Below are 24328 nucleotides of genomic sequence, written 5' to 3' on the forward strand. Positions count from 1 at the left end.
CTCACACTGCTGCGGCGTCGTTGGCGAGGTCGGCGGCCTGTCGGGCGGCGCCGTCCATGGTGGTGGCCTGCTGGACCAGGGGGTGCGCGCGTTCGGCGAGGATGGCGCGGCCGCGTACGGCGTTGTTGCCGTCGAGGCGTACGACGAGGGGTTTGGTGAGCCGTACGGTGTCGAGTGCGGTGACGATGCCGTCGGCGACGGCGTCGCAGGCGGTGATGCCGCCGAAGACGTTGACGAGGACGCTGCGTACTTTGGGGTCGGCGAGGACGAGGGAGAGGGCGTCGGCCATGACGGTGGCGGAGGCGCCGCCTCCGATGTCGAGGAAGTTGGCGGGCCGGGCTCCGCAGCCGGCGACGACGTCGAGGGTGGACATGACGAGCCCGGCGCCGTTGCCGATGATGCCGACTTCGCCGTCGAGGCGTAGGTAGCCGATGCCCTTGCCGGCGGCGGCGGCTTCGAGGGGGTCGTCGTGGGTGTCGGTGTCGTCGCCCCACCGGGACTGCCGGAAGCGGGCGTTGTCGTCGAGGGTGATCTTGCCGTCGAGGGCGAGGATGTCTCCGTCGTCGGTGCGGACGAGGGGGTTGACCTCGACGAGGAGTGCGTCCTCCGCGGTGAGGACCTGCCAGAGCCGCTGGAGTACGGGGGCGGTGGCGGGTGGGAGTCCGGCCGCGGCGGCGATGTCCCGGGCCTTGTCGGCGGTGACGCCTTGGCCGGGGTCGACGGGGATGCGGGCGACGGCTTCGGGGCGGGTGGCCGCGACCTCCTCGATGTCCATGCCCCCTTCGGCGGAGGCGATGGCGAGGAAGTGGCCGGCGGCGCGGTCGAGTGCGTAGGAGACGTAGCACTCGGCTTCGATGGCGACGGGCCGGGCGACCATCACCTGGTGGACGCGGTGGCCCTTGATGTCCATGGTGAGGATCTGGCGGGCCGTGAGTTCGGCGGCGGCCGGGTCCGCGGCGGGTTTGACGCCTCCTGCCTTGCCTCGGCCGCCGGTTTTGACCTGGGCCTTGATGACGGCGCGGCCGCCGAGGCGTTCGGCGGCGGCGCGGGCTTCGCGGGCCGTGCGGACGGTTTCTGCGTCGGGCACGGGGATGCCGTGCTGCTGGAAGAGCTCGCGGGCTTGGTACTCGTACAGATCCATGCCGGCTCCTGTCTCGGAAAGTGCCGCACGCCCCCTGGACACCGTCCTCCGGATGCGGGATAACAAGGTTCATACAGTATTCGTCGACTGTATGCAATCTACCGCGAGGGCGGTCCCGGGCAGGTCGCAGCAGCCCGGGGCGCCTGTCCCTCGGCCACGGATCCCCCTACGAAGGGACGGGACTTCGCCATGCCCGACGACAGCCAGGACCGTCAGCAGGACCTCATCTCCGGTGGGCATCTGGTCGCCAAGGCGCTCAAGGCAGAAGGGGTCGACGTCATCTACACCCTGTGCGGCGGCCACATCATCGACATCTACGACGGCTGCGTGGACGAAGGCATCGAAGTCGTCGACGTACGCCATGAACAGGTCGCCGCGCACGCCGCGGACGGCTACGCCCGGATCACCGGGAAGCCCGGGTGCGCCGTGGTGACGGCGGGGCCGGGCACGACGGACGCCGTGACGGGTGTGGCGAACGCCTTCCGCGCGGAGTCGCCGATGCTGCTGATCGGGGGTCAGGGCGCGCTCACGCAGCACAAGATGGGCTCGCTGCAGGACCTGCCCCATGTCGACATGATGACGCCGATCACGAAGTTCGCGGCGACGGTGCCGGACACGGCGCGTGCCGCTGACATGGTGTCGATGGCGTTCCGCGAGTGCTACCACGGCGCTCCGGGGCCGTCGTTCCTGGAGATCCCGCGTGATGTGCTGGACGCGAAGGTGCCGGTGGAGAAGGCGCGGGTGCCGGCGGCGGGACGGTACCGGGCGTCGACGCGGTCGGCCGGGGATCCGGAGGCGGTGGAGCGGCTGGCGGATCTGCTGGTGCATGCGGAGAAGCCGGCGATCCTGCTGGGCAGTCAGGTGTGGACGACGCGGGCGACGGACGCGGCGATCGAGTTGGTGCGGACGTTGAACGTGCCGGCGTACATGAACGGGGCGGGGCGGGGGACGCTGCCGCCGGGCGATCCGCACCACTTCCAGCTGTCGCGGCGGTACGCGTTCTCGAATGCGGATGTGATCGTGATCGTGGGGACGCCGTTCGACTTCCGGATGGGTTACGGGAAGCGGTTGTCGCCGTCGGCGACGGTGGTGCAGATCGATCTGGACTACCGGACGGTGGGCAAGAACCGGGATGTCGACCTGGGGATCGTGGGCGATGCGGGGCTGGTCCTGAAGGCGGTGACGGAGTCGGCGTCGGGGCGGCTGAACGGCGGGGCGGCGGGGCGGAAGGCGTGGCTGGAGGAGCTGCGTACGGCGGAGCAGACGGCCTTGGACAGGCGGTTGCCGCAGTTGCGGTCGGATGCGTCGCCGATCCATCCGTACCGGCTGGTGAGTGAGATCAACGACTTCCTGACGGAGGACTCGGTCTACATCGGTGACGGGGGTGACATCGTCACGTTCTCGGGGCAGGTGGTGCAGCCGAAGTCGCCGGGGCACTGGATGGATCCGGGGCCGCTGGGGACGCTGGGTGTGGGGGTGCCGTTCGTGCTGGCGGCGAAGCAGGCGCGGCCGGACAAGGAGGTCGTGGCGCTGTTCGGGGACGGTGCGTTCAGTCTGACGGGCTGGGACTTCGAGACGCTGGTGCGGTACGACCTGCCGTTCGTCGGTGTCGTGGGGAACAACTCGTCGATGAACCAGATCCGTTACGGCCAGGCGCAGAAGTACGGCCTGGAGCGGGAGCGGGTCGGCAACACGCTGGGGGATGTGCCGTACGACCGGTTCGCGCGGATGCTGGGCGGTTACGGCGAGGAGGTCCGTGACGCGGCGGACATCGGGCCGGCGTTGCGGCGTGCGCGTGAGTCGGGGCTGCCGTCGCTGGTCAACGTCTGGGTGGACCCGGACGCGTACGCCCCGGGAACCATGAACCAGACCATGTACAAGTGAGGAGCTCCGGCCATGGCGAAGGCTCTTGAGGGCGTTCGTGTCCTCGACATGACGCATGTGCAGTCCGGTCCTTCGGCGACGCAGTTGCTGGCGTGGCTGGGTGCGGACGTGGTGAAGCTGGAGGCGCCGGGTGGGGACATCACGCGCAGGCAGTTGCGTGACATCCCGGACGTCGACTCGCTGTACTTCACGATGCTCAACTGCAACAAGCGGAGCATCACGCTGAATACGAAGTCCGAGCGGGGCCGGGAGTTGCTGACGGAGCTGATCCGGCGTTCGGACGTGCTGGTGGAGAACTTCGGTCCGGGTGCGGTGGACCGGATGGGGTTCACGTGGGAGCGGATCAGGGAGATCAATCCGCGGATCGTCTATGCCTCCATCAAGGGGTTCGGTGAGGGCCCGTACACCAATTTCAAGGCGTACGAGGTGGTGGCGCAGGCGATGGGCGGGTCGATGGCGACGACGGGGTTCGAGGACGGTCCGCCGTTGGCGACGGGTGCGCAGATCGGTGATTCGGGGACGGGTGTGCACGCGGTGGCGGCTGTTCTGGCGGCGTTGCTGCAGCGGGAGCGTACGGGTCGCGGTCAGCGGGTGAATGTGGCGATGCAGCATGCGGTGCTGAATCTGTGCCGGGTGAAGTTGCGTGATCAGCAGCGTCTTGGGCGGGGGCCGTTGGCCGAGTACCCCAACGAGGACTTCGGTGCCGAGGTTCCCCGTTCGGGGAACGCGTCGGGTGGCGGGCAGCCGGGGTGGGCGGTGAGGTGTGCTCCGGGTGGCCCGAACGACTATGTGTACGTGATCGTGCAGCCGGTGGGGTGGGAGCCGCTTTCGCGGTTGATCGGCCGGCCGGAGCTGGCGGAGGACCCGGAGTGGGCGACGCCGGAGGCGCGGTTGCCGAAGCTGGGGAAGATGTTCCAGCTGATCGAGGAGTGGTCGTCGGCGCTGCCGAAGTGGGAGGTGCTGGAGCGGCTGAACGCGCACAACATTCCGTGCGGGCCGATCCTTTCGACGAGGGAGATCATCGAGGACGCGTCGTTGGTGGCGAACGGGATGGTCGTGGAGGTGGACCATCCGGAGCGGGGTTCTTTCACGACGGTCGGTTCGCCGTTGAAGCTGTCGGACTCTCCGGTGGATGTGGTGCGTTCGCCGTTGCTGGGTGAGCACAACGCCGAGGTGTACGTGGGCGAGCTGGGGCTCGGGGACGAGGAGCTGCGGCTGCTGAAGACGAGTGGGGTGATCTAGTGGTGGGTTTCGAGGCGGGCTCGGCGCTCGAGGTGGACGGGGATGCGGTGCGTGCGGTGCTGGGTGCCGTGCGGGCGGAGGGTCGTTCGGCGTTGACGGCGCCTGAGGCCAAGGCGCTGGCGGACGCGTACGGGATCGCGGTGCCGGGTGAGGCGCTGGCGCGGGATGTGGAAGAGGCGGTGGTGCACGCCGACCGGCTGGGCGGGAAGGTGGTGTTGAAGATCGTCTCGCCGGATGTGCTGCACAAGACGGATGCGGGCGGGGTGGTCGTGGGGGTGGAGGGTGCTGCCGAGGTGCGGTCGGCGTTCCGGCGGATCGTGGAGAACGTGCGGGCGTATGCGCCGGATGCGCGGATCGACGGGGTGCAGGTGCAGCAGTTGCTGCCGCCGGGCCAGGAGGTGATCGTCGGTGCGGTGACGGATCCGACGTTCGGGAAGGTGGTGGCGTTCGGTCTGGGCGGTGTCCTGGTGGAGGTTCTGCGGGACGTCACGTTCCGGCTGGCTCCGGTGAGTGCGGTCGAGGCGGAGTCGATGCTGGATTCGATCGGCGCGGCGGAGGTTCTGCGGGGGGTGCGGGGTGCGCCGGCGGTGGATCGCCGGGCGCTGGCGGAGCAGATCCGGCGGGTGTCGCGGCTGGTGTCGGATTTCCCGGAGATCGCGGAGGTGGATCTGAATCCGGTGGTGGCGACGCCGGTGGGGGCGGTGGCGGCGGATGTCCGGGTGATTCTGGCGGAGGGGGTGCCGAGGCGGCGTCGTCGTTATGGGCGTGAGGAGATCCTGGCGTCGATGCGGCGGTTGATGCAGCCGCGGTCGGTGGCGGTGATCGGGGCGTCGAACGAGCCGGGGAAGATCGGCAATTCGGTGATGCGGAATCTCGTCGACGGGGGTTTTCCGGGGGAGATTCATCCGGTGAATCCGCGGGCCGATGACATTCTGGGCCGCAAGGCGTACAAGAGTGTCACGGACGTTCCGGGTGAGGTGGATGTGGCGGTGTTCGCGATTCCCGCCCGGTTCGTGGCCGCTGCGCTGGAGGAGGTGGGCCGCAAGGGGATCCCGAATGCGGTGCTGATTCCGTCGGGTTTCGCCGAGACGGGTGAGCAGGCGCTGCAGGACGAGGTCGTGGCGGTGGCGGAGCGGCACGGGGTGCGGCTTCTGGGGCCGAACATCTATGGGTACTACTCGACGTGGCAGGACCTGTGTGCGACGTTCTGCACTCCGTATGACGTGCGGGGCGGGGTGGCGCTGACGTCGCAGTCGGGTGGGATCGGGATGGCGATTCTCGGTTTCGCGCGGGCGACGCGTACGGGTGTGTCGGCGATCGTGGGGCTGGGCAACAAGTCGGATCTCGACGAGGACGATCTGCTGACGTGGTTCGGGGAGGATCCGAACACGGATTGCATCGCGATGCATCTGGAGGATCTGAAGGACGGGCGTGCGTTTGTGGAGGCGGCGCGGGCGACGGTGCCGAAGAAGCCGGTGGTGGTGCTGAAGGCGGGTCGTACGAGTGCGGGTGCGCGGGCGGCGGGTTCGCACACGGGTGCGCTGGCGGGTGACGACGCGGTGTACGACGACGTGTTGCGGCAGTCGGGGGTGATCCGGGCGCCGGGTCTGAACGAGATGCTGGAGTTCGCGCGGGCGTTGCCGGTGCTGCCGGCGCCGGCGGGCGACAACGTCGTCATCATCACGGGTGCGGGTGGTTCGGGTGTGCTGTTGTCGGACGCGATCGTCGACAACGGGTTGCGGTTGATGGAGATTCCGCCGGATCTGGACGCGGCGTTCCGGGAGTTCATTCCGCCGTTCGGTGCGGCGGGGAATCCGGTGGACATCACGGGTGGTGAGCCGCCGTCGACGTACGAGGCGACGATCCGGCTGGGGCTGGAGGATCCGCGTATCCATGCGCTGGTGCTGGGTTACTGGCACACGATCGTGACTCCGCCGATGGTTTTCGCGGAGTTGACGGCGCGGGTGGTGGCGGAGTTCCGGGAGCGGGGGATCGAGAAGCCGGTGGTGGCGTCGCTGGCGGGTGATGTGGAGGTCGAGGAGGCGTGTGCGTATCTCTTCGAGCGGGGTGTCGTGGCGTATCCGTACACGACGGAGAAGCCGGTCGCGGTGCTGGGTGCGAAGTACGCCTGGGCGCGGGCGGCGGGTCTGCTGCCGGGTGGTGGTCGATGAGTTGAGGTGAGGCACCACCCGAGGGGCCCGTGGTTGCGCGTGTGCTGCGGGCCCCGGCACGAGAAGTACGGACAGGGGGCGCTGGCCTGGCTTCTTCGACGCAGGGGGTTCTGATCGACATGGTGACGACCGACGTTTCCTCGCCCGTCTCCTTCAGGGAGGTGACGGACGCCAATGGCCGGGTGTACCGCATCGGTGAGTCCGATGTGGACATCATGGGCCGCAAGCGCAAGTGGATGGTCCTTCTGCCCTGGGTGGGCATGATGGGCATCAGTTCGGCGGAGTATGCGTTCGCGTCGGCGGAGGAGACTCTGCACACGGCGCATTCTTGGAGCAGTCAGCACATTTTCTGGATGCTCGGTGTGTGGGTGTTCTTCCAGGCTGCGGTGGCCTTCCCGGCGGGGAAGCTGCGGGAGAGCGGGAAGTTGCCGGCGCGGTGGGCGATGATGCTGGGTGCGGTGGGCACGCTGCTGGGTTATCTGTCGCTGGCGTTCGCGCCGCATGTGGTGGTGGCGTATCTCGGGTTCGGCATGTTCAGCGGTATGGGCGCGGGCATGGTGTACGCGACGTGTGTGAACATGGTGGGCAAGTGGTATCCGGAGCGGAAGGGCGGCAAGACGGGTTTCGTCAACGGCGGTTTCGCCTATGGGTCGGTGCCGTTCGTGTTCATCTTCACCGGCTATATGGATCTGACGAACTTCCGTTGGGTGCTGGTGTCGGTTGGTGTGTTCCTGGCTGCGGTGGTCGCGGTCGCCGGTTACTTCTTCCGGGATCCGCCGAAGAACTGGTGGCCGGCGGAGGTGGATCCGCTGCGGAAGCCGGATGATCCGCGGGCGCGGCGGGCGTTGGAGAAGAATCCGCCGGCGGTGAAGCAGTACACGCCGATCGAGGCGTGGCGGACGGGCCGGGTGGCGTTGATGTGGTTCTGTCTGCTGTGTACGTCGGGTGTGAACATCTTCGGTATCGCGTTCCAGGTGCCGTTCGGTGACGAGGCCGGCTTCGCGGGCGGGATCGTGGCGACGGCGATGTCGTTGAAGGCGATCGTGAACGGTACGGGCCGGGGTGTGATCGGCTGGCTGTCGGACCGTTATGGCCGCAAGCAGTGTCTGATCTTCGTGTGTGTGGTGCTGGGGTTGTCGCAGTACGGCATTCTCTGGTCGGGCAACATCAAAAGTCTGCCGCTGTTCCTGTTGTTCTCCAGTATTTCCGGTTTCGGCGGCGGGGCGATCTTCCCGATGTTCGCGGCGATGACGGCGGACTATTTCGGGGAGAACAACAACGCTTCGAACTACGGTCTGGTGTACAGCTCGAAGCTGGTGTCGGGTCTGCTGGGGTCGGGCATGGGTGCCGTGGTGGTGGCGGCGTGGGACTACGCGGGGGCGTTCGTCCTGGCGGGTTCGATCTCGCTGTTCGCGGGGGTGGTGGCGCTGTTCCTGCATCCGCCGGGGCGGCCGCGAGCCCGCCGGATTGCGGCGAACCCGCAGCCGATCAGCCGGGATGCGGTGTAGGGGTGCCGGTGTCAGCAGTCCTTCTCGCGCAGTGAGTGCAGGTGTGCGCTGGACTTGCGGGCGAAGGCGAAGGACTCGACGGGGTTGTCGTGCTCGGCCTGCCAGTGGTGGTCGAGCCGGCCGCCCCGGGTGCGGGTCACGGCCGAGATGAAGCGCTGGTAGTCGATGTCTCCGTCCCCGACGTCCACCATTCGGTAGCCGTCGCGGGCGGAGATGTCGCGTTCTCCGTCCTTGACGTGGAAGAGGGGGTAGCGGTCGGGCTGCTGGAGGACGTAGCGCAGGGGGTCGAAGGGGGCGGGGGTGCCGTCGGCGCGCTTGGAGAATCGGAACTGGCCGGCGTAGGCCCAGTAGATGTCCATTTCCAGGTATACGAGGTCGGGGTCGGTCTCGGCGAGGAGGACGTCGTAGAGCCGTACGCCGGGCTTGTCGGTGGCGAAGGAGAATTCCTCGGCGTGGTTGTGCTGGTAGAACTTCATGCCGCGGGCCTTGGCGGCGGCGCCGTACTCGTTGAATTCGTCGGCGCAGCGCTTCCAGCCGTCGACGGTGGCGCCGTAGCGCCAGGGTCCCGATGCGGTGCCGATGTGCTTGAGGCCGAGGGCCTGGGCGTCGTCGAGGACCTTGTCGAGGTTCTGGGCGAAGGTGTAGGCGCCGGGGTCGGCGTCGTTGTAGTAGCCGACGTGGCTGCCGATGGCGCGCAGTCCGTGGTCGCGGGTGAGGCGGCGGAGTTGCGGGAGGGTGATGGGGCCGGCGGCGCCCTGGGTGTAGCCGGCGTACTCGACTTCGTCGTAGCCGTACTTCTCCAGTTCGGCGAAGACGGCGGCGAAGCCGAGGGTGGAGACCTTGTCGCGGAGCGAGTAGAGCTGGATGCCGAGCCGGCCGGGGGGCAGGACGGGGCGGCCGTGGCCCTTGCCGTGGGCGGTGGCGGTGGGGGCGCCGGCGCCGAGGAGGGCGGCGGCGGTGGCGCCGGCGGCGACGCCGAGCATGCCGCGTCTGCTGAGCTTGTGGGCGAGCTCGGGGTCGGTGTGCTTGCTGGGGCGGCTCACTGTGGATGACTCCTCGTTGTCGGTGGCGTGTGGTTCAGTGAAGTCCTGCGAGTCGGAGCAGCAGGGATTTGACTTCGGTGGCCGCGACGCGGCCCGTTACGGCGCGGGGGGTGGAGCACAGGATGAGCGGACCGTTGTCGGTGTCGTCGCTCGTGGGGAGGCGGCCGTGGCTCCCGCGAATAGGTGAGGGGTCGAGGGGGACGACGGCCATGCGGTAGCGCATGCCGAGTTTCTTGCGGGCGAGGGCCGTGGCGGCTTTGACGCGGACGTAGGGGTCCTCGGGGTCCATGAACAGTTCGACGGGGTCGTAGCCGGGTTTGCGGTGGATTTCGACGAGCTGGGCGAAGTCGGGGGCGTGTGCGTCGTCGAGCCAGTAGTAGTACGTGAACCAGGCGTCGGGTTCGGCGACGGCGACGAGTTCGCCGGAGCGCGGGTGGTCGAGGCCGTGGGTCTTCTTGCCCTCGTCGTCGAGGAGTTCGGCGACGCCGTCGAGGCCGCTGAGGGCTTCGCGGGTGGCGTCGAGGTCTTCGGGGCGGCGTACGTAGACGTGGGCGATCTGGTGGTCGGCGACGGCGAACGCGCGGGAGGCCATGGGGTCGAGGTATTCCATGCCGTCCTGGGTGTGGACTTCGAGGAGTCCGGCGCGGCGCAGTTCCCGGTTGATGTCGACGGGCCGGGTGACGCGGGTGATGCCGTATTCGGAGAGGGCGACGACGGTGCGGCCTTCGGCGTGTGCGTCGTCGAGGAGGGGCGCCAGGGCGGTGTCGAGGTCGGTGGCGGCCCGGTGGGAGCGCGGGTCGTCGGGGCCGTAGCGCTGGAGGTCGTAGTCGAGGTGGGGGAGGTAGCAGAGGGCGAGGTCGGGGGTGCGGGTGCGGAGGATGTGGCGGGTGGCGTCGATGATCCAGCGGCTGGAGACGATGTCGGCGCCGGGTCCCCAGAAGTGGAAGAGGGGGAAGGTGCCGAGCCGGTCGGTGAGTTCGTCGTGGAGGGCGGGCGGGCGGGTGTAGCAGTCGGGTTCCTTGCGGCCGTCGGCGTAGTAGACGGGGCGGGGGGTGACGGTGATGTCGGTGTCCGCGCCCATGGCGTACCACCAGCAGATGTTGGCGACGGTGTAGCCGGGGTGGGCGCGGCGGGCGGCGTCCCAGAGTTTGTCGCCGGCGACGAGGCCGTTGTGCTGGCGCCACAGGAGGACGTCGCCGAGTTCGCGGAAGTACCAGCCGTTGCCGACGATGCCGTGTTCGGCGGGGAGGGTGCCGGTGAGGAAGGTGGACTGGGCGGTGCAGGTGACGGCGGGGAGGACGGTGCCGAGGGCGGCGTGGGAGCCGGCGGCGGCGAGGCGTTTGAGGTGGGGCATGTGGTCGAGGAGGCGTGGGGTGAGGCCGACGACGTCGAGGACGAGCAGGGGGGTGGGGCGGGTGGTGCCGTCGGGGGTGGTGTCGCTCATGGGAGTTCCTTGAGGCCGAGGTCGGTGAGCAGGTCGCGGGCGAGGGTGAGTTCGGCGGCGATGCCGTCGGCGAGCTGGGCGCGGCTGCGTGGCCTCTGTGCGTCGGGGAGGGCCTGCCAGGTGTAGGTCTCGACTTCGAGGTGGCGGGTGAGCGGGGTGGGGCCGCCTGCGAGCCGGGCGAGGGTGTCGCGGAGCACGGGCAGGGTGGAGGTGAGTGGCGGGGCGGGGGGTGCGTGGAGGGGGACGTGGAAGTGGGCGCGCCAGGGTGAGGCGTCGGGGAGGGCGTCGGCGGCGAGGGCTTCGTGGAGGTCGTCGGTGCCGCGGAGGTGGGCGGCGGATGGTGGATTCCCTGCCGGGTGGGGTCGGGGAAGGGTGCGGGTCTGGTGGAGGAAGCGGGGTTCGGCGAACGCGGCGAGGGCTTCGCGTACGTCGGGGAGGTGGGGGTGTTCGGCGTGGAGGGCGGCGGAGAGCTGTGCTTTGGGGATGGTGATGCCAGCGGCGGTGAGTGCGTCGAGGGCGGGGCCGGGTTGTTCGAAGGAGGTGGCGAGGTGGCAGGTGTCGACGCAGATGCCGATGCGGGGGCTGGCGACGGCGGTGAGGGGGCCGATGGCGTCGGCGGTGGTTTCGACGATGCAGCCGGGTTCGGGTTCGAGGGCGATGCGGATGGACTTGCCGGTGAGTTCCTCGAGGGCGTCGAGGCGTTCGGCGAGGGTGGTGAGGGCGGTGTGGGCGGTGGCGGCGGTGTCCTCGTCCCAGCGGGTTCGCCAGGCGAGCGGGAGGGTGGAGACGGAGCCTTCGGTGACGTCGTCGGGGAGGAGTGCGGCGAGGAGGCGGGCGAGGTCGGCGGTGTGTGTGAGGCGTGCCGGTTCGGCCCAGTCGGGCCGGTAGACGCGGTGTTTGACCTCGTCGGCGCCGAAGCCTTCGTAGGGGAAGCCGTTGAGGGTGACGACTTCCAGGCCGCGCCGGTCGAGTTCGGCGCGCAGGCCGCGCAGTGCGGCGGGGTCGGTGGTGAGGGCGTGGGCGGCGTCGCGGGCGAGCCACAGTCCGATGCCGAGCCGGTCGCGGCCGAGGCGTTTGCGGACGGGTTCGCAGTGGTCGCGGAGCTGGGTGAGGACGCCGTCGAGGGTTTCGGCGGGGTGGACGTTGGTGCAGTAGGAGAGGTGGACGGTGGTGCCGTCGGGGTGGCGGAAGCGCATGGGGGCGACCTCCTCATTCCCCGCCGCGGAGGATGGAGTTCCCCTCGTGCAGGGCCTCGGGCGGGGGGACGTCGAGCCGGAGGCGGCCGCTCTGGCCGTAGAAGGCGACGGGGTTGCGCCACAGCACCCGGTCGACGTCGTCGTGGGTGAAGCCGGCGGCGAGCATCGCGTCGGCCGTCTTCCGGGTCTTGAGGGGGTCGCTTCTGCCCCAGTCGGCGGCGGAGTTGACGAGGACGCGTTCGGTTCCGTGGTCCTCGAGGATGGCGACCATGCGGTCCTCGTCCATCTTGGTGTCGGGGTAGATGGAGAAGCCGAGCCAGCAGCCGCTGTCGGCGGCGGCCCTGACGGTGGTCTCGTTGAGGTGGTCGAGCAGGACCCGTTCGGGGGCGAGGGCGGACGCGTGGACTGCGTGGACGGTGCGGTGCAGGCCGGCGAGTTTGTCGCGGTGGGGGGTGTGGACGAGGGCGGGCAGTCCGTGGTCGGCGGCGAGCTGCAGCTGGGCGGCGAGGGCGGTGTCCTCTTCGGGGGTCATGGAGTCGTAGCCGATCTCGCCGACGGCGACGACGTTGTCCTTTTCGAGGTAGCGGGGCAGTGCGTCGAGGACGGGGCGGCAGCGGGGGTCGTTGGCCTCCTTGGGGTTGAGGGCGATGGTGCAGTGGTGGGCGATGCCGTACTGGGCGGCGCGGAAGGGCTCCCAGCCGAGGAGGGAGTCGAAGTAGTCGAAGAAGGAGGCGGGTGAGGTGCGGGGCTGGCCGAGCCAGAAGGAGGGTTCGACGACGGCGCGGACACCGGCGTCGTACATCGCCTGGTAGTCGTCCGTGGTGCGGGAGGTCATGTGGATGTGCGGGTCGAAGATGCGCATCAGGACTCCTCCGTGGGGGACGTCAGGGCGAGGACGCGGTGGAGGTCGGCGGGGACGGGCCGGCCGGCGGCGGTGCGTTCGGCCGCGTAGTCGGTGAGCATGCGGGCGAGTTCGGTGTCGCCTTGGGCGCGGCGTTCGATGCCGTCGGCGGCGTCGACGGGGACGCCGGTGAACAGGCATTTGAGGACGGCGTGGCGCCAGGGGTGCGGGGGGAGGTGGCGGGCGGCGTAGGGGCCGACGGCGGCGGCGACGAGGCGGGTGTCGTTGGTGCGCAGTGCGTCTTCGACGAGAGGGAGGCCGTCGGCGGGGTCGGGGGCGAGGTGGTGGAGGGCGAGGAGGACGGCGCGGCGTTCGGCGGCGGTGCCCTGCCGGTAGAGGCGGGTGAGGGTGGCGGCGTCCGCGCGGGCCTCGTGGAGGAGGTGGGTGCGTACGGAGTCGGCGTGTTCGCGGCCGCAGTGGCGGCCGGCGGACGCGAAGCGGGTCTCCCAGGCGGGGACGGTGCGGGGGCCGGCGGGGTGCCGGGGGGCGTGGGCGGCGGCGCGGGCGGCTTCGGCGAGTGCTTCGTGGAACCAGGCCCGGGCGGCGCCGTCGAGCCGGGTGTCAAGGTCCTCGCGGGTCAGGGTCGCCATGCCGGGGCTCCGTTCGTCGGGATGCGGGGGCGGAGGAACTCGATGGACGCGCGGGCGAGTTCGGGTCCCGCGTGGGAGTGGCGGGGCAGTTCGACGACGGTCAGTCCGCGGTAGCCGGTGGCGGCGAGGGCGTCGAGGACGGGCGGGAAGTCGATGTCGCCGTCGCCGAAGGGGAGGTGTTCGTGGACGCCGCGGCGCATGTCCTCGATCTGGACGTGTCGCAGCCAGGGCGCGGCCTGCTTGACGCACTCGGCGGGCGGGGCGGGCTCCAGGCACTGGCAGTGGCCGATGTCGAGGGTGAGGCCGAGGGGTTCGGGGTCGCCGAGGAGGGCGCGGAGGTGGTGGAAGTCGTCGAGGGTGGCGAGGAGGTGGCCGGGTTCGGGTTCGATCGCGAGGGGGACGCGGGTGGTGGCGGCGGCCTCCAGGACGGGGGTGAGGGCGGACTCGAGGCGGCGCCACGCGGTGCCGGGCGGGGTGTCGCGGGGGGTGGTGCCGCTGAAGCAGTGCACGGCGTGGGCGCCGAGGTCGGCGGCGACCTGCACGGCGCGCACGAGGAGCCCGGTGCGGGCGGAGCGGGCGTCGGGGTCCGGGTCGAGCAGGGACGGTCCGTGCTTGTGGCGCGGGTCGAGTACGTAGCGGGCGCCGGTCTCGACGGTGACCTCGAGCCCGAGGTCGGCGAGACGGCCCGCGAGCCGGCGGGTGCGCGTGCCGAGGTCGGGGGCGAGGGGGTCGAGGTGCATGTGGTCGAGGGTGAGGCCGACGCCGTCGTAGCCGAGGTCGGCGAGGAGGAGGAGGGCGTCGTCGAGGCGCAGGTCGGTGAGGCCGTTGGTTCCGTAGCCGAGACGCAGGCTCATGTGGGGCTCACCTTCCGGGCGAGTCGGCGGGCGAGGGGGGCGAGTCCCAGGAGGGCGAGTCCCGTGCCGGGCGCTCCGGCGCGGGCGGCGAGGGCGGCCTGCAGCGGGATCATGGCGCGGATGCCGGCGCCGACGGCGCGCTGGGTGAGGGGCGGGGACGGGTTGAGGGCGGCGTGGAGGAGGGGGGTGAGGGCGGTGCGGGCGTAGACGAGGCCGGTGAGCGCGGCGGGCGTCTGCTCCGCGGACGGCCGGCCCCGGGCGGCGGCGTGCAGGGCGTGGCGGGTGGTGGCGGCCGTGATGGCGGCGCCGGTCGCCAGCGCCGCGAGGGGCGCGGTGGTGGAGCCGCCCTGGGTCTCGTGGCGGGACACGGCGGTGACGGCGTAGGTGTGGGCTGCGAGGAGTCCCGCGTGCGGGAGTGCGGCGCGCAGGGCCGGGGTGGTGTCGCGGGGCCGGGTGGCCGCCGCGCCGAGGAGGAGGTCGAGGGCGCGGGCGGAGGCCATGGCGGCGGGGCCGGCGGCCGTGTGCTTGAGGCGCAGGTCGTATGCCCAGACCGCGGCGGCGAGGGTGGTGGCGACGGTGAGCGGTGCCCGGCCCGCGCGGGCGGCGAGCGCGAGTCCGGCGGCGGTCAGGGTGCCCGCGGCGGTGAGGGCGGCGGCGGGGCTGACGCGGCCGGACGGGATGGGCCGGTGGGGGCGGTCGACGGCGTCCTCGTCCCGGTCGCTCCAGTCGTTGAGGGCCATGCCCGCTTCGTAGAGGCAGAGGGAGGTGCCGATGGCGAGCAGGGTGCGGCGGGAGGGGCGTGCCCCGGCGGCCGCGGCGCCGGCGAGTGCGTCGCCGGGGACGGTGAACAGGGCGGACACGCGGAGTAGTTCGGCCCAGGCGGCGAGCCGCCCGGGGTGCGGGCCGTCGGGGCGCGCACCGCCGGCAGGTGCTCCGTCGGCACACGGACCCTCCGGGCCCCGACGGCCGGAACGCGCGCCGGCCGTCGCCGGGTCGGCGGACGGGGCCGGGTCGGCCGCCGTCGCCGGGCCGCGGGGCAGCACCGGGGCGGGCGGGGCGGCGTTCGCCGTGCCCGCGTCGCCGTCGGTGGCGCGTGGGCGGTGTCCTTCGCCCGCGGGGACGGGATCGGGCTCGCCGATCGCTCCGGTGGTGTGCCGGGGCAGGGTTCCGGGGTCTTCGGTGGGGGCGTCGCGGGTGGCGGACGCGGTCCCCGGCGGAGTGCCGCCGGGCCGCTCCGGGCCACCGCACACGTCGCCGGAACGGCCCCGCCCGGCAGCCCCCGCTCCCCCGGCGGCCGTGCCTCCGCCCCGGACGGGCGCCGTCGCGGGCGGCGGGAACCCGGCGGTGCGCCGGGCGCGTTCGTCCGTGCCGGTGTGGCCGGGGCCGACCGTGGCCGAGGCGGGTGGGGAGGGGTGTTCGTACGGCGGGCCGAAGCCGCCCGCTTCCTGACCCGGGCCGCCCGCGGTGCGCGAGGGCATGCCGGGGCCGCCGGCCGGGGTGCCGCGCAAGGCGCCGAAGAGGACCGCGGTGCCCGCGGCGGCCGTGGCCAGCGCGCCGAGAAGCCCCAGGGTGCGCGCGGGTCCCGGCGCCGCAGGGGCGGCCGGGGAGCGCCGCCGCGTCATCGGGCGTTCCGGAGCCGGCCGGCGAAGGCGAGGAGGGCCGCGTACTGGTCGGCGAGCGCCGCGGGCGCCCCGGGGTCGGGGTCCTTGAAGTAGAAGGCGAGTTGCGGCAGGGGCCCGGACAGTCCGGCTTCGTGGGCGCGGGCGGCGAGGCGGGCGAGGTCGAGCACGAGGGGGGCGGCGAGTGCGGAGTCGCAGCCCTGCCAGGTGGTCTGGAGGACCATGCGGGTGCCGAGGAAGCCGTCGAAGGCGATGTGGTCCCAGGCGGTCTTCCAGTCGCCGAGGGCGGGGACGTCGTCGATGTGGACCTCCCCTTCGGGCGTGGTGCCGAGGGTGTCGGCGAGGACGCGTTCCTTGCCCGCGTTCTTCGCGGCGGCCGCCGCGGGGTCGGCGAGGGCCGCTCCGTCCCCGCCGCCGAGCAGGTTGGTGCCCGACCAGGCCCGTACGGTCAGGGCCCGCTGGACGAACATGGGGGCGAGCACGGAGCGGAGCAGCGTCTGGCCGGTCTTGCCGTCGCGGCCGGCGTGGGGAAGTCCGGCGGCGCGGGCCGCGTCCTCGAGGGCGGCGGTACGCAGCCCGGTGGAGGGGGTGAAGTTGACGTAGGCGCTGCCGGCCTCGATCGCTGCGGCGGCGTAGAGGGAGCTGGCCGGCAGGCGTGCCGAGCCGGGTGCGGGGGCGGGTTCGGTGGAGGCGACGTTGACGACGACGGCGCGGGCGAGGTCGTGGCGGCGGACGAAGGCGGTGATGTCGGCGGCGAAGGCGGTGATGAGTTCGTCGTCGGTGCGGGTGTCGCCGGGGAGGGGGCCGCCGGTGCGGATCTCGTCGTCGGCGGCGGTGAGTTCGGCGCGCAGGGCGGTGGGCAGTCCGTGCGGCAGGACTCCGCCGGCGGCGAGGTGTTCGGCGCGTTTGGGCAGGGGGCAGGCGGTGGTGTCGTGGCCGCCGAAGACGAGGGATGACAACGATGGCAGGGCGGCCGTGGCGAACGGCGGTGTTTCCGTCACCATGCCGGTGGCCGGGTGGAGTCCGGCGGTGACGGCCGCGCATCCGGTGATCGCGGTGGTGGCCACGGAGCCGCGGGCTCCGATCAGCCAGACTCCGGTGCGGCGTTCGTCGGTGTTCGTCACGGACTGCCTCCCTGCGTGCTGTGGTGGGGCGGCGGGCGGGGGTACGGCGTCTCCCCGCCCGCCGCCGGCTTGTGGTCCGGCAGGGGCCGCCCTACGACGACGAGGGCAGCTCCTTGAGCTGGATGTTGCGGAAGGACACCTGGTCGTCGGCGCCGTGGTTCTGGATGCCGATGTGGCCGTCCTTCAGGCTGCGTGCCGGGTCGGTGTTGGTGAAGTCGTTGATCTTCGCTCCGTTGAGGAAGACCTGGAGCCGTTCACCCTGGACCTTGATCTCGTAGCTGTTCCACTGGCCGGGCGGCCTCAGGACCCGGTCGCGGGCCTTGAGGTCGGCGGACTTGAATCCGTAGACGGCCCCGGTGGTGCGGTCGGGGGCGTCGGTGGCGTCGATCTGGATCTCGTAGCCGTTGTTCACGGCCGACCAGGGGTCGTCGGAGGCGGGGAAGCCGACGAAGACTCCGGAGTTGTCGTCGCCGTCCAGCTTCCAGTCGAGCTTGAGGGAGTAGGACTTGAGCTCCTTGGCCTGGTACCAGAGCATGCCCATGCCGCCCTCGGTGCGCAGTTCGCCGCCGGTGACGGTGAACTTCCCGGGGCCGGCCTGCTTCCAGCCTTCGAGGGTGTGTCCGTTGAACAGGTCGCGGTAGCCGGTGGCGGGCTTGCAGTTGGCGTTGACCTGGCCGGAGGCGTAGCGCAGGCCGCCGAGCAGGTGCTGCCGGAAGGCGGGCTCCGCGTAGGACTCCCTGGTGTGTCCGCCGCCGGTGTAGAAGGAGCGGCCGCCCTCGTAGGTCTGGCACCAGGCGATCGGGTGGTCGCCCTTCATGTTGCCGCCCTGGTAGGTGGTCTCGTCCAGGGTGGCGAGGATGCGGGCCTGGCCGCGGGGGTTGGTGCGGTAGTTGTACCACTCGTCGGTGCGCTCCCAGGCCGCGTCGAGGTGGGAGGTGGCGGGGTGGTCGTGGTCCTCGACGCGGACTGTGGCCTTCTGGATCTGCGGGTGGGAGTGGAAGTGGGCGCCGACGAGGCCGCCGTAGAACTCCCAGTCGTACTCGGTGTCGGCGGCCGCGTGGACGCCCATGTAGCCGCCGCCGGTGGCGACGTAGTTCTCGAACGCCTTCTGCTGCTCGGCGTTGAGGACGTCGCCGGTGGTGGAGAGGAAGACGACGGCGTCGTAGCGGGCGAGGTTGGCGGTGGTGAACTGGCCGGCTTCCTCGGTCGCGTCGACGGTGATGTTGCTGCCGGTGCCGAGTTCCTTGAGGGCCGTCACACCGGTGGGGATGGAGTCGTGGCGGAAGCCCGCGGTCTTGGAGAAGACGAGGACGCGTTTGGCGGAGCGGTCGGCGGGGGTGCTGGAGAGTTCGAAGTCGTCGACGTCGTAGAGGGCTCCGGCTCCGCCCTTGAAGACGAGGAACAGTTCGGTGGTCTTCCTGGGTACGGCGCGCAGCGGCACGTCGATGTCCTGGAAGGTCTCCCAGCCGCCGGTGACCGGTACGGGGGCGGAGCCGAGGAGGGTGCCGCCTGCGGAGCCGGTGCGGACCTCGAGGAAGCCGCCGGCGCCGCCGGAGGAGATGCGGGCGGTGAGCTTGGTGGTGCCGGTGAGGTTGTAGGGCTTGAAGGAGATCCAGTCGCCGTCGTGGATGTCGCCGACGGTCTTGCCGCCGTGGGCGGGCGTCTTGTCGATGACGCTGATGCCGGACCGGCCGGTGAAGTGCTCGGCCTGGCGGTGGCGGGGCTGGAGCTGGGCCTGGTCGTGGCCGGTGAGTGCGGCCTGGCCGCCGCCTCCGCCGTCGGTGTACTCGGCGTCGAAGACGCCGAAGATGTTGGCGTTGGGGTCGTGGCCCCCGTCGGCGGAGGTCTTGATGGTTCCGGTGCAGCCGTTGGCGGAGGTCACGGGGTGGCCGTGGCTGTCGTGGCCGAGGATGTAGGTGACCTTGACCTTGGCGCAGTCGACGGTGCCGTCCTCGGGGTCGGTGACGGTGACCTTGAAGGGGATCTCGTCGCCGAAGCTGAACAGGGCGCCTTCGGCGGGGAGTTCGAGGGTGACCTTGGGTGCGGTGTTGCCGACGACGACCTGGACGCTGGCGGATCCGGTGCGTCCGGTGGGGTCCTTGGCGGTCACGGTGGCGGTGTAGGTGCCGTTCTTGCGGTAGGTGTACGTCGGGTTTGCGGCGGTGGACGTGCCGCCGTCGCCGAAGTCCCAGGTGTAGGTGAGGGCGTCGCCGTCGGCGTCGGTCGTGCCGGCGGAGGAGAACGCGACCTTCAGCGGTGCCTTGCCGGAGGTCTTGTTGGCGGTGGCCTCGGCGACCGGGGAGCGGCCTCCGGTGGCGTTCTCGATGCGGTAGAGCGCGGAGTGCTCGTCGCCGCCGAACCAGGCGGTTCCGTAGTCGAGGACGTAGAGCGCGCCGTCGGGGCCGAAGCTCATGTCCATGATCTGCGTCCCGGTCCAGGGGACGGGGTTGATGGACTGGACGGTGCCGTCGGCGCCGTGCTCGATGCGCTTGATCCAGCGGCGGCCGAACTCGCCGGCGAAGAAGTCGCCGTCGTAGGCCTCGGGGAACTTCACCGGGGAGTCGAGGTCCGGGTCGTAGTGGTAGACGGGTCCGCCCATGGGGGACTCGGAGCCGGTGCCGAACTCGGGGACGGAGCCGCCGTCGTAGGGGATCCATGCGGGTTCGGCGGGCGGGAGGTCGACGAGGCCGGTGTTGTGCGGCGAGTCGTTCTTCGGGGCCGCGCAGTCGTAGGTCGCGCCGGACACCTTGGTGGCGAAGTCGTAGTCGACGTAGGGGTCGTTGTCGCCGGTGCAGAACGGCCAGCCGAAGTTGCCGGGTTTGGTGATGCGGGCGAACTCGACCTGTCCGGCCGGTCCGCGCTTGGGGTCGGCGGCGCCGGCGTCGGGACCGTACTCGCCGACGTAGGCCACGCCGGTCTTCTTGTCGACGCTGAAGCGGAACGGGTTGCGGAAGCCCATGGCGTAGATCTCGGGCCGGGTCTTGGCGGTGCCCGGGGCGAAGAGGTTGCCGTCGGGGACGGTGTAGCTGCCGTCGTCGGCGACCTTGATGCGGAGGATCTTGCCGCGGAGGTCGTTGGTGTTGCCGGAGGTGCGGCGGGCGTCGTAGGCCGGGTTGCGGTCGGGGCGCTCGTCGATGGGCGTGTAGCCGTCGGAGGCGAAGGGGTTGGAGTCGTCGCCGGTCGACAGGTACAGGTTGCCCTGGGCGTCGAAGTCGATGTCCCCGCCGACGTGGCAGCAGATGCCTCGGGTGGCGGGGATGTCGATGACCTTCTTCTCGCTGGCGCTGTCGAGGGTGCCGTCGGCCCTGAGCACGAAGCGGGAGAGCCGGTTGACGCCGTCGTACTTGGCGAAGTCGGCGGCGGTGCCCTCGTTGGGGGCGTCGCCTGCGGGGGTGTCCAGCGGGGGCGCGTAGTAGAGGTAGATCGCCCGGTTCTGTGCGAAGCCGGGGTCGATGCCGACGCCCTGGAGGCCTTCCTCGTCGTGCGCGTAGACGGGGACGGTGCCGACGACGCGGGTGTTGCCCGCGGCGTCGGTCATCCGCAGCTCGCCGTCTCGCGAGGTGTGCAGGACGCTGCGGTCGGGCAGTACGGCGAGCGACATGGGCTCGCCGACCTCGGGCTCGCCCTTGGCGAGGGTCACCTGCTGGAACTCCTCGGCCGCGGCGGGCGCCGCTTCGCTCGCGGACGCGAGGGCGCCGACGGGGGCGGCGAGGGTGAGGGAGGTCGCGGCGAGCAGGCCGCCGGTGAGGAGCGCGATGCCCTTTCTGACGCGGGTTCGCTGTGCTCCGGGCCGTTTTATGTGCACGTGTGTCCTCCGGAAAGAGCGGTCGTACGGGCGGGTGGTGCTGCCGTGCGGAAGGTCCGGGGACCGGCGTGCGCCGTCACGCTGGTCGTGTCACTCGTTCAGGATGCGAGCCGTGTTTCACGGCTGTGTCCTGTACACCTCAGGGACGGTAGCGGGGTTCGTCCACCACCGAAAGCCCTTGTGCGGCGGGGAAGTTGAACTTTTTCCCGCATCAGGACAAAGCCGTTCCGGGGCAGGCCGGACCGCCCGGCGGCGGGGGCCGCCACCAGGCTCCGGCCTGCGGGAGCGGGCTAGTCCTTGCCCCCGAAGGCGGCGTCGAAGGCCGCGGACGGGGGGTCGAAGTCGTACCGCTTGAGCGTGGCAAGCGCTTCCGGCGCGCCCGCCAGACGGTCCATGCCGGCGTCCTCCCACTCGACGGACACGGGCCCGTCGTAGCCGATGGATCGCAGCATCCGGAACACGTCCTCCCAGGGCACGTCGCCGTGGCCGGCGGACACGAAGTCCCAGCCGCGCCGCGGGTCGCCCCACGGGAGGTGGGAGCCGAGGCGTCCGTTGCGGCCGTCGAGCCGGGTGCGGGCCTCCTTGCAGTCCACGTGGTAGATCCGGTCCCGGAAGTCGTAGAGGAAGCCGACGGGGTCGAGGTCCTGCCAGACGAAGTGGCTGGGGTCGAAGTTCAGCCCGAACGCGGGCCGCCGCCCGACGGCCTCCAGCGCGCGGTGCGTGGTCCAGTAGTCATATGCGATCTCGCTGGGGTGGACCTCGTGGGCGAAGCGCACGCCCTCGGCGTCGAACACGTCGAGGATCGGGTTCCACCGCTCGGCGAAGTCCTCGTAGCCGCGTTCGACCATCCGCTCCGGCACCGGGGGGAACATGGCGACCAGGTGCCAGATCGACGATCCGGTGAAGCCGATGACGGTGCGGACGCCGAACGCGGCCGCGGCGCGGGCGGTGTCCTGCAGTTCGCGGGCCGCGCGCCGGCGGACGCCCTCCGGCTCGCCGTCGCCCCAGATCCGGGCGGGCACGATCGCCTGGTGCCGCTCGTCGATCGGGTTGTCGCAGACGGCCTGGCCGACGAGGTGGTTGGAGATCGCCCAGCACTTCAGTCCGTACTTGTCGAGCAGCGCGCGCCGCCCGTCCAGGTACGCGGGGTCGGCGAGGGCCTTGTCGACCTCGAAGTGGTCGCCCCAGCAGGCGAGTTCGAGACCGTCGTAGCCGAAGTCGCGGGCGAGCCGGCAGACCTCCTCCAGGGGCAGGTCGGCCCACTGGCCGGTGAACAGGGTGAAGGGACGGGGCACGGCGAGGACCTCCTCGTACGGCGGCCCGCGGACGGCGGGCCCGTGGACGGTGGCACGCCGCCGGGGAGCACCCCCCGGGCTCCCCGGCGGTGTGCGGGCCGGGTGGGTGGGGCCGGGTGTCAGCCGGCGGACCCCGGGACGGGGGTGTAGACGGCGTTCTTCTCGGCACTCTCCTCCACGGCGGCGAGCACCCGCTGCACCTGCAGTCCGTCGGCGAACGACGGTGCCGGTGCGGTGTTCCCGGAGGCGACGGCGTGCACGATGTCGCGCGCCTGGTGCACGAAGGTGTGCTCGTAGCCGAGGGCGTGGCCGGGCGGCCACCACGCCTCCAGGTAGGGGTGGGCGGATTCGGTGACGAGGATCCGCCGGAAGCCGGCCGACGCGGCGGGTTCGGTGTGGTCGTGGAAGGACAGTTCGTTGAGGCGTTCCAGGTCGAAGGCGAGTGAGCCGCGCTCGCCGTTGATCTCCAGCCGCAGGGCGTTCTTGCGGCCGGCCGCCATCCGGGTCGCCTCGAAGGAGGCCAGCGCCCCGGAGGCGAGCCGCCCGGTGAACAGGGCGGCGTCGTCGACGGTGACCGGTCCGCGCCCGTTCGAGCCGGTCGCCGACAGTCCCGTGGAGGCCCCGGCGAGCAGCGGCCGTTCGCGTACGAACGTCTCGGTGAGCGCGGACACCCCGACCAGCGGCTCCCCCGCCAGGTACTGCGCGAGGTCCACGGCGTGCGCGCCGAGGTCGCCGAGCGCGCCGGAGCCCGCGTGCTCGCGCTCGAGCCGCCAGGTCAGCGGGAAGTCGGGATCCACGAGCCAGTCCTGCAGATAGGTGACCCGTACGTGGCGGAGCGCGCCGATCCTGTTCTCGGCGATCAGCCGGCGGGCGTACGCGATGGCCGGCACCCGCCGGTAGTTGAAGCCGACCATGGCCACCTGGCCGCGCGCGGCGGCCGCCTCGGCGGCGGCCACCATCGCCTCCGCCTCGGCGACCGAGTTGGCCAGGGGCTTCTCACACAGGACGTGCTTGCCCGCCTCCAGTGCCGCGATGGCGATCTCCGCATGGCTGTCACCCGGGGTGCAGACGTCGACCAGCTGTACGTCGTCGCGGGTGACGAGGGTGCGCCAGTCGGTCTCCGCCGCCGCCCAGCCGTGCTTGGCGGCGGCGGCCCGGACGGCGACCGCGTCGCGGCCGCCGATCGCGGCGAGGACCGGCCGCAGCGGCAGGTCGAAGACGCGCCCCGCGGTGCGCCAGCCCTGTGAGTGGGCGGCACCCATGAACGCGTATCCGACCATGCCGACGCCGAGTGTCGGCGGTGCGGCCTCGCTGTCGCTGTCCCTCTGTTCCTTGCCGGCCATACGGGTTCCTCCTCGTCGGTTGCTCGGTGGGGGCGGGCGGAACGTCAGCTGAAGCCCGTCGGCAGGTACTGGTCGACGTTGTCCTTGGTGACGACGGCCGAGTAGAGGGTGACGGAGGCGGGGATCTCGAGCTCCGCCATGCCGCCGATGCCCTTGCCCTGGCCGAGGGCGCGGGCGAGGTCGATGGCGGACGCGGCCATCGTCGGCGGGTAGAGGACGGTCGCCTTGAGCACGCCGTTGTCGGCCTTGATGGCGTCCATCGCGGACTTGGCGCCGGCGCCGCCGACCATCAGGAAGTCGTCCCGGCCGGCCTGCTGGATGGCGCGGAGGGCGCCGACGCCCTGGTCGTCGTCGTGGTTCCACAGCGCGTCGAACTGCTTCTGCGCCTGGAGCAGCTGGGCCATCTTGGCCTGGCCGGACTCGACGGTGAACTCGGCGGCCTGGCGGGCGACCTTGCGGATGTTGGGGTAGTTCTTGAGGGCGTCGTCGAAGCCCTGGGTGCGCTGCTTGGTGAGCTCCAGGTTGTCCATGCCGGCGAGCTCGATCACCTTGGCGTTCGGCTTGTCCTTGAGCTGCTCGCCGATGAAGCGGCCCGCGTTGAGGCCCATGCCGTAGTTGTCGCCGCCGATCCAGCAGCGGTAGGCCTGCGGCGAGGCGAAGATCCGGTCCAGGTTGACGACCGGGATGCCGGCCTTCATGGCCTGGAGCCCGACCTGGGTGAGGGCCTTGCCGTCGGCCGGCAGGATCACCAGGACGTCGACCTTCTTGTTGATGAGGGTCTGGATCTGGCCGATCTGGGCGGCGGTGTCGTTGGAGCCCTCGGTGATCTCCAGGGTGACGTCCGAGTACTTCCCGGCGCGCTGCTTGGCGTTGGCGTTGATGGCGGCGAGCCAGCCGTGGTCGGCCTGCGGGCCGGCGAAGCCGATGGTGACGGGCTTGCCGGGCTTGTCGTCGGCGGCCGGGGCGTTCCCGGTGGCCGTGCCGGCGCTCTTCGGCTCGTTGCTGGTGCAGGCGGTGAGGAGGGCGCCTGCGGAGACGGCGGCGGTGCCGAACAGCAGTCCTCTGCGGCTGGTGGCGGGGATTTCTGGCATGGCGGGTCAACCCCTCTGGGTTCGGGCATGCGGGTGGGCCGGGACGTGCGGGGGGGTGGAGGAGGGACGGGGGTGAC

The 24328-nt window shown here is 71.3% G+C and carries 17 protein-coding genes; 4 read left to right on the top strand and 13 right to left on the bottom strand.

The window, feature by feature from the left end:
• Window position 1: 1 nt before the first annotated feature.
• Window positions 2-1141 (bottom strand): ADP-forming succinate--CoA ligase subunit beta, encoded by a 1140-nt coding sequence (gene sucC / locus BLT82_RS27620; RefSeq protein WP_093659643.1) that lies wholly within the window; start codon window positions 1139-1141, stop codon window positions 2-4.
• Between the two features lie 189 nt (window positions 1142-1330).
• On the opposite strand from sucC, the gene BLT82_RS27625 reads away from it, so the two are divergent.
• From BLT82_RS27625 to BLT82_RS27640, 4 genes are all read left to right on the top strand, one after another.
• Window positions 1331-3025 carry a thiamine pyrophosphate-binding protein gene (locus BLT82_RS27625; RefSeq protein ID WP_093659645.1) on the top strand — a complete coding sequence of 565 codons (1695 nt, stop codon included), beginning with the start codon at window positions 1331-1333 and terminating at the stop codon, window positions 3023-3025.
• Between the two features lie 12 nt (window positions 3026-3037).
• Window positions 3038-4267 carry a formyl-CoA transferase gene (gene frc, locus BLT82_RS27630; protein ID WP_093659647.1) on the top strand — a complete coding sequence of 410 codons (1230 nt, stop codon included), beginning with the start codon at window positions 3038-3040 and terminating at the stop codon, window positions 4265-4267.
• 32 nt (window positions 4268-4299) lie between these two features.
• The gene (locus BLT82_RS27635; protein WP_093659832.1) at window positions 4300-6438 is read left to right on the top strand and encodes an acetate--CoA ligase family protein; all 2139 of its coding nucleotides are present in this window, start codon (window positions 4300-4302) and stop codon (window positions 6436-6438) included.
• A gap of 119 nt (window positions 6439-6557) precedes the next feature.
• Complete coding sequence (locus BLT82_RS27640; protein ID WP_093659649.1) at window positions 6558-7946, top strand: OFA family MFS transporter; 1389 nt, start codon at window positions 6558-6560, stop codon at window positions 7944-7946.
• Between the two features lie 11 nt (window positions 7947-7957).
• Here the strand turns inward: BLT82_RS27640 and BLT82_RS27645 are convergent, their stop codons facing one another.
• The 12 genes from BLT82_RS27645 to BLT82_RS27700 form a co-directional block, all read right to left on the bottom strand.
• Entirely contained in the window at window positions 7958-8989 is a 1032-nt protein-coding gene (locus BLT82_RS27645; protein ID WP_093659651.1) for a sugar phosphate isomerase/epimerase family protein, read from the bottom strand.
• 34 nt (window positions 8990-9023) lie between these two features.
• The gene (locus BLT82_RS27650) at window positions 9024-10433 is read right to left on the bottom strand and encodes an alkaline phosphatase family protein (protein ID WP_093659653.1); all 1410 of its coding nucleotides are present in this window, start codon (window positions 10431-10433) and stop codon (window positions 9024-9026) included.
• Window positions 10430-11629, bottom strand: coding sequence for a metabolite traffic protein EboE (eboE, locus tag BLT82_RS27655; RefSeq protein WP_093659655.1), 1200 nt, complete (start codon window positions 11627-11629; stop codon window positions 10430-10432). The genes BLT82_RS27650 and eboE overlap by 4 nt, the downstream gene beginning before the upstream one ends.
• 13 nt (window positions 11630-11642) lie before the next feature.
• Window positions 11643-12491 (bottom strand): TatD family hydrolase, encoded by an 849-nt coding sequence (locus BLT82_RS27660; RefSeq protein ID WP_093659657.1) that lies wholly within the window; start codon window positions 12489-12491, stop codon window positions 11643-11645.
• Complete coding sequence (locus BLT82_RS27665) at window positions 12491-13120, bottom strand: EboA domain-containing protein (protein ID WP_093659659.1); 630 nt, start codon at window positions 13118-13120, stop codon at window positions 12491-12493. The genes BLT82_RS27660 and BLT82_RS27665 overlap by 1 nt, the downstream gene beginning before the upstream one ends.
• Window positions 13108-13974 carry a sugar phosphate isomerase/epimerase family protein gene (locus BLT82_RS27670; protein ID WP_093659661.1) on the bottom strand — a complete coding sequence of 289 codons (867 nt, stop codon included), beginning with the start codon at window positions 13972-13974 and terminating at the stop codon, window positions 13108-13110. The genes BLT82_RS27665 and BLT82_RS27670 overlap by 13 nt, the downstream gene beginning before the upstream one ends.
• The gene (locus BLT82_RS38205; RefSeq protein WP_244529666.1) at window positions 13971-14834 is read right to left on the bottom strand and encodes an SCO3242 family prenyltransferase; all 864 of its coding nucleotides are present in this window, start codon (window positions 14832-14834) and stop codon (window positions 13971-13973) included. Before BLT82_RS38205 ends, BLT82_RS27670 begins: the two co-directional genes overlap by 4 nt.
• A 758-nt stretch (window positions 14835-15592) precedes the next feature.
• Window positions 15593-16717: an inositol-3-phosphate synthase gene (locus BLT82_RS27680; RefSeq protein ID WP_093659663.1), complete on the bottom strand. Its 1125-nt coding sequence runs from the start codon at window positions 16715-16717 to the stop codon at window positions 15593-15595.
• Window positions 16718-16808: 91 nt separating this feature from the next.
• Window positions 16809-20522, bottom strand: coding sequence for a ThuA domain-containing protein (locus tag BLT82_RS27685; RefSeq protein ID WP_093659665.1), 3714 nt, complete (start codon window positions 20520-20522; stop codon window positions 16809-16811).
• A 290-nt stretch (window positions 20523-20812) separates the two neighbouring features.
• Window positions 20813-21817, bottom strand: coding sequence for a sugar phosphate isomerase/epimerase family protein (locus BLT82_RS27690; protein ID WP_093659667.1), 1005 nt, complete (start codon window positions 21815-21817; stop codon window positions 20813-20815).
• Window positions 21818-21936: 119 nt separating this feature from the next.
• The gene (locus BLT82_RS27695) at window positions 21937-23160 is read right to left on the bottom strand and encodes a Gfo/Idh/MocA family protein (RefSeq protein WP_093659669.1); all 1224 of its coding nucleotides are present in this window, start codon (window positions 23158-23160) and stop codon (window positions 21937-21939) included.
• Between the two features lie 44 nt (window positions 23161-23204).
• Window positions 23205-24251, bottom strand: a complete 1047-nt coding sequence (locus BLT82_RS27700) for a substrate-binding domain-containing protein (protein ID WP_208868058.1) — start codon at window positions 24249-24251, stop codon at window positions 23205-23207.
• Window positions 24252-24328 lie beyond the last annotated feature (77 nt).

The sequence above is a fragment of the Streptomyces wuyuanensis genome (assembly GCF_900103455.1).
GTDB lineage: Bacteria > Actinomycetota > Actinomycetes > Streptomycetales > Streptomycetaceae > Streptomyces > Streptomyces wuyuanensis.